Here is a 12424-nt window from a genome sequence, read left to right on the forward strand (position 1 = left end):
CAACAAGATTTTGGTGCCCGCCCCTGCCGTGACGGGCCCTGGATAGTTACTTGCCCGACTTGATCTTGGTCCAGCTTCGGGTCATCAAACGTTGCACTTTGGGGGGTAACTCTGAGTTGACGTACAGCTTGTCCAGCACCTCTTGCGGTGGGTAAACCGCTGCGTCGGTTCGCACGCTCTGGTCCATGAGTTCGCCAGCCTTGGGGTTCGGGTTGGCGTAACCGACGTAATCGCTGACCTGGGCGATGACCTCAGGCTTGAGCAGATAGTTGATGAAGGCGTGGGCCTCTTTGACGTTCTTGGCGTCCTTGGGAATCGCCAGCATGTCGAACCAGAGGTTGCCGCCTTCCTTGGGGATCGCGTAGGCGATTTCCACGCCCTTGCCCGCCTCTTCGGCGCGGGACTTGGCCTGGAACACGTCGCCGGAAAAACCGGCGGCCACGCAGATGTCGCCGTTGGCCAGGTCCGAGATGTACTTGGACGAGTGGAAGTAGGTCACGTAGGGCCGTATGGCCAGCAGCTTCTTCTCGGCGTCGGCGTAGTCCTTGGGGTTGGTGCTGTTGGGGTCGCGGCCCATGTAGTTGAGCACCGCCGGCAGCATCTCGTCGGCCGAGTCGAGGAACGCCACGCCGCACTTGGAGAGCTTCTTGATGTTTTCCGGCTCGAACAGCACGGCCCATGAATCGATGGTGTCGGTGCCCAGCACGGCCTTGACCTTCTCGACGTTGTAGCCGATGCCATTGGTGCCCCACAGGTAGGGGACCGCGTACTGGTTGCCCGGGTCGTTCTTCTCCAGGCGCTTCATCAGGGCCGGGTCGAGATTGGAATAGTTGGGCAGCAGCGTCTTGTCGAGCTTCTGGAACGCGCCCGCCTTGATCTGCTTGCCGAGGAAATGGTTGGACGGCACCACCACGTCATAGCCGGTGCGACCGGCCAGCAGCTTGCCTTCCAGGGTTTCGTTGGAATCGAAGACGTCCTGCACCGGCTTGATGCCGGTCTCCTTTTCGAAGTCCGCAAGGGTGGTCTGGCCGATGTAGTCCGACCAGTTGTAGATATGCACCGTGGGCGCCGCCTGGACACTGATCGCCAGCGTCAGGCTCGCTGTGGCCAGGACGGCCTTGCGAAAATGTGAAGTAGACAAGTGGGAGGTCCTCTACAAAAGTGCCCGAGTCGTTTGGCAGATACGCCTGCGGTACCGGCAAACCGGCGCGCAACTTACCTTCGATACACCCATCGAGCAAAAAGAATTTGCCCTCGAGCCCCGTTCAGGCACTGTTTTTCAGTGCCTGACGGGAAAAACCGGATTTATTTGCCCGATTTGATCTTGGTCCAGCTGCGGGTGATCAGGCGCAGGGTGCCTGCATCCAGGTCGCTGATCGCGTACAGGTGCTTCTTCACTTCATCCGACGGGTAGATGCTCGGGTCGCCGGAGATGTCCTTGTCCACCAGAGCGGTGGCTGCCTTGTTGCCGTTCGGGAAGCGCACGGCGTTGGTGATCTCGGCCATGACTTCCGGCTGCATCAGGAAGTCCATGAACTTGTAGGCTGCTTCGACATTGGTGGCGTCCTTGGGAATCGCGACCATGTCATAGAAGGTGCCGGCGCCTTCTTTCGGAATGCTGTAGGCCAGCTTGACCTTGTCGCCCGCTTCGTGGGCACGGGCCTTGGACTGCTCCAGGTCACCCGAGTAACCCACGGCCACGCAGATGTTGCCGTTGGCCAGGTCCGAGATGTACTTGGAGGAATGGAAGTACGCCACCGATGGGCGAATGCTCAGGAACAGGTCTTCGGCGGCCTTCAGGTCTGCCTTGTCCTTGCTGTTGGTCGGCTTGCCCAGGTAATGCAGGGCCGCCGGGATCATTTCGGTCGGTGCGTCGAGGAAACTCACGCCGCAGCTCTTGAGCTTGGCGATGTTTTCCGGCTTGAACACCACGTCCCACGAGTCGATCTTGTCGACGCCCAGCGCGGCCTTGACCTTCTCGGGGTTGTAGCCGATGCCGATGCTGCCCCACATGTACGGGAAGGCATGCTTGTTGCCCTGGTCACTGGCATCGCCCACGGCCTTGAGCAGGTCTTCGTCGAGGTTCTTCCAGTTCGGCAGCTTGGACTTGTCCAGCTCCTGGTACACACCGGCCTTGATCTGCTTGGCCAGGAAGTTGTTGGACGGTACCACCACGTCGTAGCCCGACTTGCCGGCCAGCAGCTTGGCTTCCAGGGTTTCGTTGCTGTCGAACACATCGTAGACCACCTTGATGCCCGACTGCTTCTCGAACTTGGCGATGGTGTCCGGCGCAATGTAGTCGGACCAGTTGTAGACGTGCAGCACCTTGTCGTCCGCCTGAACAGCACCGGCCATCAACCCCGCGAGGGTAGCGGCCAACAGCGTCTTGCCCATTTTCTTCATGCGTAATGCTCCAGAATTTTTTATAGAAACCATCTGTTCAGCGACCGACTCGTTCGGCGCAAGCGCTGGGCGACTGAAACAGTCGCTAGTCTGGCAAGATCCACGGCGCGGTTTCAACCAGAGTGCGCCGCAGATCGCCATTCAACCCAAGGCTGAGCCTAGCACCTGCTCACTTCAACGCTTCGAGCGTCAGGTCCAGGCATTTGCGTGCCTTTTCCACCAGCTCGTCGATCTCCTCGCAGGTGATGACCAGCGGCGGCGCGATGATCATGGTGTCGCCCACGGCGCGCATGATCAGCCCGTTGTCGAAGCAGAACTGGCGGCAGATCATGCCCACGCCCTTGCCCTCGTAACGGGTGCGGGTCGCCTTGTCCTTGACCAGCTCGATCGCGCCGAGCATGCCCAGGCCACGGACCTCGCCCACCAGCGGATGATCGTTCAGCTCACGCAGACGTTTCTGCAAATACGGTGCCGTTTCTGCCTGAACGCGCTCGATGATTTTCTCGTCGCGCAGGATCCGCAGGTTTTCCAGGGCCACCGCTGCCGCCACCGGGTGGCCGCTGTAGGTGAAGCCGTGGTTGAAGTCGCCGCCTTCACTGAGCACGGCAGCCACTTCGTCACGCACGATCACGCCGCCCATGGGGATATAGCCCGAAGTCAGGCCCTTGGCGATGGTCATCAGGTCGGGCTTGAGGCCGTAGTAGTCGGTACCGAACCACTGGCCGGTACGACCGAAACCGCAGATCACCTCATCGGCAATGAACAGGATTTCGTACTTGGCGAGGATTTCCTTGATCTTCGGCCAGTAGGTTTCTGGTGGGATGATCACCCCGCCAGCACCCTGGATCGGCTCGGCGATAAAGGCGGCGACGTTGTCTTCGCCGACCTCGAGGATCTTCTTCTCCAGTTGCTCGGCGGCCCATACGCCGAACGCGTCCGGGGTCATGTCGCCGCCTTCGCCGAACCAGTACGGCTGCGCAATATGCACGATGCCCGGCAGCGTACCGCCCTGCTCGTGCATGCCGCTCATGCCGCCCAGGGCAGCGCCGGCCACGGTGGAGCCGTGATAGCCGTTGACCCGACCGATGATCACCTGCTTCTGCGGCTTGCCCTTGAGCGCCCAGTAATGGCGGACCATGCGCAGGTTGGTGTCGTTGCCTTCGGAGCCGGAGCCGGTGAAGAACACATGGCTCATGCCCGCAGGAGCCACCTCGGTGATCGCCCGGGCCAGCTCCAGCGCCGGCGGGTGGGCGGTCTGGAAGAACAGGTTGTAGTACGGCAGCTCGCGCATCTGGCTGGCTGCCGCCTCGGCCAGTTCTTCACGGCCGTAGCCGACGGCCACGCACCACAGCCCGGCCATGCCGTCGAGGATCTTGTTGCCCTCGCTGTCCCACAGGTGCACGCCCTTGGCCTTGGTGATGATCCGCGGGCCTTTTTCCTTCAGCTGCTTGTAGTCGCTGAACGGCGCCAGGTGATGATCACGACTCAGGTCTTGCCACTCGCGGGTTTGCGGGTTCTTGACGCTCATGTGCTTCTCCGATGACTGACGGCCGCGCTCCTGCGGCCCCGGGGTTTATCAGACCGCGAACAGCAGGAACTCGCGTTCCCAGGAGCTGATCACGCGTTTGAAATTTTCATGCTCGGCGCGTTTGGTGGCGACGTAGCCTGCGATGAATTTCTTGCCCAGGTACGGCTCCAGCGCGCTGCAGTTCTCCATGCGTTCAAGGGCGTCCTCGATGGTCAGCGGCAGGCGCAGGTTGCGCCGCTCGTAACCGCGGCCCTTGACCGGCGCGCTGGGGTTGATGCCTTCGACCATGCCGATGTAACCGCACAACAGGCTGGCGGCAATCGCCAGGTAAGGGTTGGCGTCGGCGCCGGGCAGGCGGTTTTCCACACGCCGGTTCTGCGGGCCGGCATCCGGCACGCGCAGGCCCACGGTGCGGTTCTCCTCGCCCCACTCCACGTTCACCGGCGCCGAGGTGTCGGGCAGGAAGCGGCGGAACGAGTTGACGTTGGGGGCAAACAGCGGCAGCACCGACGGGATGAACTTCTGCAGGCCACCGACGTGGTGCAGGAACAGCTGGCTCATGCTGCCGTCTTCGTTGGAGAAGATGTTCTTGCCGGTGTTCACGTCGATGATGCTCTGGTGCAGGTGCATCGCACTGCCCGGCTCGCCGGTCATGGGCTTGGCCATGAAGGTGGCGGCGACGTTGTGCTTGAGCGCGGCCTCGCGCATGGTGCGCTTGAACACCAGGATCTGGTCGGCCAGCGACAGCGCGTTGCCGTGACGGAAGTTGATTTCCATCTGCGCGGTGCCGTCCTCGTGGATCAGCGTGTCCAGGTCCAGGTGCTGCAGTTCGCACCAGTCGTAGACGTCCTCGAACAGCGGGTCGAATTCGTTGGCGGCCTCGATGGAGAACGACTGGCGACCGGTCTCGGGGCGACCCGAGCGGCCGATGGGCGGCTGCAGCGGGAAGTCCGGGTCCTCGCAGCGCTTGGTCAGGTAGAACTCCATCTCCGGCGCCACGATCGGCTGCCAGCCTTTGTCGGCGTAGAGCTTCAAGACCTTCTTGAGCACGTTGCGCGGCGACAGCTCGACCGGGTTGCCCTGCTTGTCGTAGGTGTCGTGGATCACCTGCGCGGTGGGCTCGATGGCCCATGGCACCAGGAATACCGCGTTCTCGTCGGGGCGGCAGATCATGTCGATGTCGGCCGGATCGAGCAGCTCGTAATAGATGTCATCGTCGACGTAGTCGCCGGTCACCGTCTGCAACAGCACACTTTCGGGCAGGCGCATGCCCTTTTCGGCAATGAACTTGTTGGTGGGGGAGATCTTGCCGCGCGTGATACCGGTGAGGTCGCTGATCAGACACTCGACTTCGGTGATCTTGTGCTCTTTCAACCAATCGGTGAGCTGGTCGAGGTTGTTACTCATAAATACCTCAGGAGGTAAATGTCTGGACTGACGTCAGGACGCCCAGGCTGGGCCGTCCTGCTCATTCTGGATGCCGCACGACGCTAAAGCAAAGCACCTGCCACGGGGCGAACGCGCAGGGCAATACCCGCTGGGCCGCCTGGCCGGCTATAGTGGTGGCAGTCGATTACAGAAGAGGGTGCGATACCGGGCATGCAGCCCAGGCCGTCAATTATTGCGGCCAGGTGGCGGTGCACGGCCACGCGGTATCTGCCGTGGGTGCGGCGGGCGTGCAGACCGATCCGCGCGGTGCGGCCGGTGACGCCGATTGTCGGCTGGCGAGACATGTAACCCCCGGTATTATTGCTGTTATGGGTTGCAACCGAGCTTAGCCTTGTTCATTTTTTTACACAACACCCCTGTAAAAAATAGAATACGGCCCGCTCAAAGTCGCTGTCTCGCTACCAAAGCAGGCCTTGTCGACGCCCTCATTTGCAGCAAAAATGCCGCTTCAGCGCCGTTTTAGGGCATGATGGGGCTGGCTTGACTTCAGCAGGGCTTTCGCGTTGACTGAACCTGCAAGCCCCCATTGATTGATATTTTTAACAACAAAGGTGTTGCATCATGTCGGTACCCCCGCGTGCCGTTCAGCTTAACGAAGCGAACGCGTTCCTTAAGGAACATCCTGAGGTTCTCTACGTTGACCTTCTGATTGCAGATATGAATGGTGTGGTGCGTGGCAAGCGCATCGAACGCACGAGCCTGCACAAGGTTTACGAGAAAGGCATCAACCTGCCGGCCTCCCTCTTCGCCCTGGACATCAACGGTTCCACCGTCGAAAGCACCGGCCTGGGCCTGGACATCGGCGATGCCGACCGTATCTGCTATCCCATCCCCGGCACCCTCTCCAACGAGCCCTGGCAGAAGCGCCCTACCGCGCAGCTGCTGATGACCATGCACGAGCTCGAGGGCGAGCCGTTCTTCGCCGACCCGCGTGAAGTGCTGCGCCAGGTGGTGAGCAAGTTCGACGACCTGGGCCTGACCATCTGCGCCGCGTTCGAGCTGGAGTTCTACCTGATCGACCAGGAGAACGTGAACGGCCGTCCACAGCCGCCGCGCTCGCCGATCTCGGGCAAGCGTCCGATCTCCACCCAGGTGTACCTGATCGACGACCTCGACGAGTACGTCGACTGTCTGCAGGACATTCTGGAAGGTGCCAAGGAACAAGGCATCCCGGCTGATGCCATCGTCAAGGAAAGTGCCCCGGCGCAGTTCGAAGTGAACCTGCACCACGTGGCCGACCCGATCAAGGCCTGCGACTACGCGGTACTGCTCAAGCGTCTGATCAAGAACATCGCCTACGACCATGAGATGGACACCACCTTCATGGCCAAGCCGTACCCTGGCCAGGCGGGCAATGGTCTGCACGTGCATATCTCGGTGCTGGACAAGGATGGCAAGAACATCTTTACCAGCGAGGATCCCGAGCAGAACGCCGCATTGCGTCACGCGATCGGCGGTGTGCTCGAGACCCTGCCGGCGTCGATGGCGTTCCTGTGCCCGAACGTCAACTCGTACCGCCGTTTTGGTGCCCAGTTCTACGTGCCCAACTCCCCGACCTGGGGCCTGGACAACCGTACCGTGGCCTTGCGCGTACCGACCGGCACGCCGGACGCCGTGCGCCTGGAGCACCGTGTGGCCGGTGCCGACGCCAACCCGTACCTGCTGATGGCAGCCGTACTGGCGGGCGTGCACCACGGTCTGACCAACAAGGTCGAACCGGGCCCGGCGATGGTGGGCAACTCCTACGAGCAGAACGAGCAGAGCCTGCCGAACAACCTGCGTGATGCACTGCGCGAGCTGGACGACAGCGAGATCATGGCCAAGTACATCGATCCGAAGTACATCGATATCTTCGTGGCCTGCAAGGAAAGCGAGCTGGAGGAGTTCGAACACTCCATCTCCGACCTTGAGTACAACTGGTACCTGCACACCGTGTAAGGTCAATTCGCCGGCAAGGCCGGCTCCTACAGGGTCGATGTGACCGTGTAGGAGCCGACCTTGCCGGCGAAGCCCTTAAAGCGCCTTCTCGAAGATCTTCGAATTGCGCTGGTAGTTGTACAGCGAAGCCCTCGCCGCAGGCAGCCGCTCCACCTCGCTGGGCACGAAGCCGCGTTCGCGGAACCAGTGCGCCGTGCGCGTCGTCAGCACGAACAAGGTCTTCAAGCCCATCTCCCGCGCCCGTGTCTCGATGCGCTCCAGCAACTCGTCGCCACGCCCGCCATGCCGGTATTCCGGGTTCACCGCCAGGCACGCCAACTCGCCCGCCTCCGAATCGGCGATCGGGTACAGCGCCGCGCAGGCAATGATCATCCCCTCGCGCTCCACCACACTGAACTGCTCGATCTCGCGCTCCAGCACCTCGCGCGAACGCCGCACCAGGATGCCCTGCTCTTCCAGCGGGCTGATCAGGTCCAGCAGGCCGCCGACATCCTCGATGGCCGCCTCGCGCACCTTCTCGAACTGTTCCTGAGCCACCAGCGTGCCGCCACCGTCACGGGTGAACAGCTCGGTGAGCAGCGCACCGTCCTCGGCATAGCTGACGATGTGGCTGCGCGCCACACCGCCACGGCAGGCTTCGGCGGCCGCGTCCAGCAACTCGCCCTGATAGTCCGAGCCCAGGCGTTGCAGATGCGCCGGCACCTGCTGCGGGCGCAGCTCACGCACCAGCCTGCCGCTCTCATCCATCAGCCCGCGCTCGGCGCCGAACAGCAGCAGCTTGTCGGCCCCCAGCTCGATGGCCGCACGGGTGGCGACGTCTTCGCAGGCCAGGTTGAAGATCTCGCCGGTGGGCGAATAGCCCAGCGGCGACAGCAGCACGATGGAGCGCTCGTCGAGCAGGCGATTGATGCCCTTGCGATCGACCCGGCGCACCTCGCCGGTGTGGTGATAATCGACGCCTTCGAGCACGCCGATGGGGCGCGCAGTGACCAGGTTGCCGGCGGCCACGCGCAGGCGCGAACCCTGCATCGGCGAGGCGGCCATGTCCATCGACAGGCGCGCCTCGATGGCGATGCGCAGGTGGCCGACCGCGTCGATCACGCATTCCAGGGTGGCCGCATCGGTGATGCGCAGGCCGTGATGGTAGTGCGCGCTCAGGCCGCGGGCGGCCAGGCGGCTTTCGATCTGCGGGCGCGAACCGTGCACCAGAACCAGGCGCACGCCCAGGCTGTGCAGCAGCACCAGGTCGTGGACGATATTGCCGAAGTTGGGGTGCTCGACCCCGTCACCGGGCAGCATGACCACGAAGGTGCAGTCGCGGTGGGCATTGATGTAAGGCGAAGCATGACGCAGCCAATTGACGTATTCGGGCATAACCAGAGCCTGTAGAAACCTGTGGAAAAAGGACAAGAACGGAAAAGCACACAGCGCTCGAAGGGTTATCGTCGCAACAGGTCTGGCGTCACGCGCATTCTCCTTGGGTAAAAACGGTTGAAATCAGCGGGCAATTACCGGGTTGAGGCAATAATGCCCGATCAACTCACGCAATAGACGCACGGTAGGCTCCAGGCGTGACATTTCGAGGTATTCGCCCGGCTGATGGGCACAGCTGATGTCGCCGGGGCCCAGCACCAGGGTTTCGCAGCCCAGACGTTGAAGATAAGGCGCCTCGGTACCAAAGGCCACCGCCTCGGCCGTATGCCCGGTAAGACGCTCGGCCACGCGCACCAGTTCGGCGTCGGCGGCCTGCTCGAACGGCGGCACCTCGGGAAACAGCGGCGCGTAGTCGATCTGCACCTGGTGCTGTTCGGCCAGCGGCGCCAGCTTGCTGCGGATCGCCGCACGCAGCACTTCGGGGTCCATCCCCGGTAGTGGGCGCAGGTCGAACTCCAGGGCGCACTGCCCGCAGATACGGTTGGGGTTGTCGCCACCGTGGATGCAGCCGAAGTTCATGGTCGGCTGCGGCACGCTGAACTGGGCGTTGCTGTACTGCTGCTGCCATTGCCGGCGCAGGCCCATCAGCTCGCCCATCACCGCATGCATCGCCTCCGAGGCGCTGTGGCCCAGGCTCGGATCGGACGAATGACCGCTGCGCCCGAGGATATCGATGCGCTCCATCATCACCCCCTTGTGCAGGCGGATCGGGCGCAGCCCGGTCGGCTCGCCGATCACCGCTGCACGGCCCAGCGGGCGGCCGGCGTCGGCCAGGGCGCGGGCGCCGGACATCGAACTTTCCTCGTCGCAGGTGGCCAGGATCAGCAGCGGCTGCCTGAACGGCTGCTCGAGCAGCGGGCGTACCGCTTCGATCACCAGGGCGAAGAAGCCCTTCATGTCGCAACTGCCAAGGCCCACCCAGCGCCCGTCAACCTCGGTCAGCTTGAGCGGATCGGTCTGCCACAGCTGCGGGTCATAGGGCACCGTGTCGCTGTGCCCGGCCAGCACCAGGCCGCCGGGGCCGCTGCCGTAGCTGGCCAGCAGGTTGAACTTGCCCGGCGTAACCTCCTGCAGCTCGCAGGCAAAACCCAGGTCACCCAGCCAGGTGGCCAGCAGGTCGATCACCGCGCGGTTGGACTGGTCCAGGCTCGGCTGGGTGCAACTGACCGACGGCGTGGCGATCAGGGCGGCGAACTGGTCTTTGAGCGGCGGCAAAGGCATGCGCATTCTCCTCGGTACGAGGCCCATCATAGGGCTATCGGGCACCTGGAATAAACCGTCAGCGGCCGACTCCTGTACACTGCACGGCCAAGACGCACCCAGTCATCGAGCCTGCCAGCAATGAACAAAGAAACCGAACTCAAACTGCGGGTCAGCCGCGAGACCCTCGCTGCCCTGCGCGAACACCCGTTGCTGAAGAAGCGCAACAAGTCCGGCTGGCAGCAGCGCGAGCTGCTCAATCAATATTTCGATACCCCAGAACGCGACCTGGCCGCGGCCAAGGTGGCCCTGCGCCTGCGCCGTGACGGCGACGTGGTGATCCAGACCCTCAAGGCCCGTGGCCACAGCACCGCCGGGCTGTCGGTACGCAACGAGCACGAATGGCAGCTGCCCAAGGCCAAGCTCGACCTCAAGAAGCTCGACGAGCAGGTATGGCCGGCCGAGCTGGCCGACCTGGACAAGAAAACCATCAAGCCGCTGTTCAGCACCGACTTCACCCGCGAGTACGCCGAAATCGCCTGGGGCCGTGGCAAGGCCAAGGTGGTCATCGAGGCTGCGCTGGACCTGGGCCATGTAGTGGCCGGCAAGCAGAAGGAAGCCATCTGCGAGCTTGAGCTGGAACTGCGTGAAGGCGACCCGGCCGCACTGCTGGAACTGGCCGCCGAGCTGGCCGCCAGCCTGCCGCTGATGCCGTGCGACATCAGCAAGGCCGAACGCGGCTACCGCCTGCTCGACCCCTCGAGCTTCGCCGTGAGCCTGCCGCCTGCTGAACTGAACGCCGAGATGCCGCTGGACGATGCCTTCGCGGCACTGGCCTGGCACCTGCTGGGCAGCAGCCAGCGCCTGGCCGAGCAGTACCTGTTCAACGGACACTGGCGCCTGCTGCAGGACTGGGTCCAGAGCCTGGCCGAACTGCGCGCCCTGCTCGGCAGCCTGGGCCAGGCCGCGCCACGCCCGACCACCAGCGCCCTGCGTGCCAGCCTCGACGCCCTGCTCGAGGACTGGCGCCCGCTGGTGCTGGCCGGCAACGACGACGAAGACGTGCGCCGCGCGGCGCCCGAGCAGTTCGCCGAAGAACTGCTCGACACCCGCTGGGGCCAGTTCTCGCTGGACACCTCGCGCTGGCTGCTGGCCCGTGGCTGGACCGTCGAGCGCAACAAACGTGGCGACCGCCAGGGCGCTGCGCAACTGGGCAACTGGCTCAAGGTGCTGCTGTCGGACGAAGCCAACGCGCTGCAACTGCCGCTGTACCACCGCCAGCCTGAAGACCTGGCCGAACAGCTGCCGCGCATCGAGCGCCTGCTGGCCTGGCTGCACCATGCCCGCCAGGTGCTGGAAAGCCCCGACCTGGACCGCCTGTTCGGCGAGCTGAACAAGCTGCACGAACTGGCCAGCCTGCCAATCAGCGACGACGTGCTCGAAGCCCGTGTGCATCAGGCCATGGCGGTGTTCCAGAGCCGCGGCTGGAAGCACCTGCTGCGCAAGTGACGGCTACACCGGCAAGCTGGTCGTGGACTTGATTTCGGACAAGGCCACGATCGAGTTGACCTCCTGGATCCCCGGCACCATCGACAGCTTTTCGAAGAAGAACCGTTCGTAGGCTTCGATGTCCGGGGTGACGATGCGCAGCAGGAAGTCCACTGCGCCCATCAGCACATAGCATTCCAGCACCTCGGGAAACTCGCGGATCGCCTCGGTGAATTCGGCGAAGTTGGTCCGCCCGTGGGCGTTGAGTTTGACCTCGGCGAAAATCTGCGTGTTCAGGCCGATCTTCTTGCGATCGAGCAGGGTCACCTGCCCGCGAATCACCCCCTCCTCCTTGAGCCGCTGGATCCGCCGCCAGCACGGCGACTGCGACAGGCCGACCCGTTCGGCAATCTGTGCGCTGGACAGCGACGCATCCTCCTGCAGCAGAGCCAGGATACGTCGGTCGTAGGCGTCCAGTTGGCTTTGCATGTTTTATCCCCTCAAGGCGCCATTAATGAATCGAACAATGCGCAGATTACGCAGATCGCTCGATCATAGAGAAAAAATACCCGGTTGAAGATGTAAAAATTCCTCCATCGAAACCGGAGATTTCCCATGAACGCCCACGAACGGCTGGACAGCCCCGTCACCCCGCTGCGCAGCGATGTCTGGGCCGCCAATGCGGCGCACAGCAGCGTGCGCTACAGCCTGCAGGTGGAAGCCGAGCCGGACAGCCTGTGCCGCGTGCTCAACCTGTTTGCCCTGCAGTTCCTCACCCCGCACCAGGTACAGATGCAGCAGCAGGACGACCTGTTGAACCTGGAGATCGGCGTGGCCGGCCTGAGCTGGCACCGCGCCGAACTGATTGCACAGAAAATGCGCAACCTGATCTGTGTCGCCCAGGTCAGCGTCGAGCCTCTGGCGGCCCCGCGCATGCCGTTGCAGCAGGCACGCTGAACAGAAAAATCCGGCAACCCTTGCGAC

General features: G+C 63.1%; 10 protein-coding genes. 3 read left to right on the forward strand and 7 right to left on the reverse strand.

Annotation, left to right across the window (positions count from 1 at the left end):
- Window positions 1–46: 46 nt before the first annotated feature.
- The 4 genes from N0B28_RS25015 to N0B28_RS25030 form a co-directional block, all read right to left on the reverse strand.
- The gene (locus N0B28_RS25015) at window positions 47–1141 is read right to left on the reverse strand and encodes a polyamine ABC transporter substrate-binding protein (protein WP_116052398.1); all 1095 of its coding nucleotides are present in this window, start codon (window positions 1139–1141) and stop codon (window positions 47–49) included.
- Between the two features lie 164 nt (window positions 1142–1305).
- On the reverse strand, window positions 1306–2403 hold the full coding sequence (locus N0B28_RS25020) for a polyamine ABC transporter substrate-binding protein (RefSeq protein ID WP_043863426.1): 1098 nt from the start codon (window positions 2401–2403) through the stop codon (window positions 1306–1308).
- Window positions 2404–2572: 169 nt separating this feature from the next.
- Window positions 2573–3931: an aspartate aminotransferase family protein gene (locus tag N0B28_RS25025; RefSeq protein ID WP_043863425.1), complete on the reverse strand. Its 1359-nt coding sequence runs from the start codon at window positions 3929–3931 to the stop codon at window positions 2573–2575.
- Window positions 3932–3979: 48 nt separating this feature from the next.
- Window positions 3980–5338 (reverse strand): glutamine synthetase family protein, encoded by a 1359-nt coding sequence (locus tag N0B28_RS25030; protein ID WP_043863424.1) that lies wholly within the window; start codon window positions 5336–5338, stop codon window positions 3980–3982.
- Between the two features lie 603 nt (window positions 5339–5941).
- On the opposite strand from N0B28_RS25030, the gene N0B28_RS25035 reads away from it, so the two are divergent.
- On the forward strand, window positions 5942–7318 hold the full coding sequence (locus tag N0B28_RS25035) for a glutamine synthetase family protein (RefSeq protein WP_043863423.1): 1377 nt from the start codon (window positions 5942–5944) through the stop codon (window positions 7316–7318).
- A gap of 75 nt (window positions 7319–7393) precedes the next feature.
- On the opposite strand, the gene argA is transcribed toward N0B28_RS25035, so the two are convergent.
- On the reverse strand, window positions 7394–8692 hold the full coding sequence (gene argA / locus N0B28_RS25040; protein ID WP_043863422.1) for an amino-acid N-acetyltransferase: 1299 nt from the start codon (window positions 8690–8692) through the stop codon (window positions 7394–7396).
- A 123-nt stretch (window positions 8693–8815) separates the two neighbouring features.
- A complete protein-coding gene (argE, locus tag N0B28_RS25045; protein WP_253086252.1) occupies window positions 8816–9973 on the reverse strand; it encodes an acetylornithine deacetylase in 1158 nt (385 codons plus the stop codon).
- Window positions 9974–10093: 120 nt separating this feature from the next.
- On the opposite strand from argE, the gene N0B28_RS25050 reads away from it, so the two are divergent.
- Window positions 10094–11461: a CYTH domain-containing protein gene (locus tag N0B28_RS25050; RefSeq protein ID WP_054915510.1), complete on the forward strand. Its 1368-nt coding sequence runs from the start codon at window positions 10094–10096 to the stop codon at window positions 11459–11461.
- Window positions 11462–11464: 3 nt separating this feature from the next.
- Here the strand turns inward: N0B28_RS25050 and N0B28_RS25055 are convergent, their stop codons facing one another.
- On the reverse strand, window positions 11465–11929 hold the full coding sequence (locus tag N0B28_RS25055; protein WP_043863419.1) for an Lrp/AsnC family transcriptional regulator: 465 nt from the start codon (window positions 11927–11929) through the stop codon (window positions 11465–11467).
- 126 nt (window positions 11930–12055) lie between these two features.
- On the opposite strand from N0B28_RS25055, the gene N0B28_RS25060 reads away from it, so the two are divergent.
- Window positions 12056–12397, forward strand: coding sequence for a hypothetical protein (locus N0B28_RS25060; RefSeq protein ID WP_275729460.1), 342 nt, complete (start codon window positions 12056–12058; stop codon window positions 12395–12397).
- The last annotated feature ends 27 nt before the right edge of the window (window positions 12398–12424 follow it).

The organism is Pseudomonas sp. SD17-1, assembly GCF_029201585.1.
Taxonomy (GTDB): domain Bacteria; phylum Pseudomonadota; class Gammaproteobacteria; order Pseudomonadales; family Pseudomonadaceae; genus Aquipseudomonas; species Aquipseudomonas palmensis.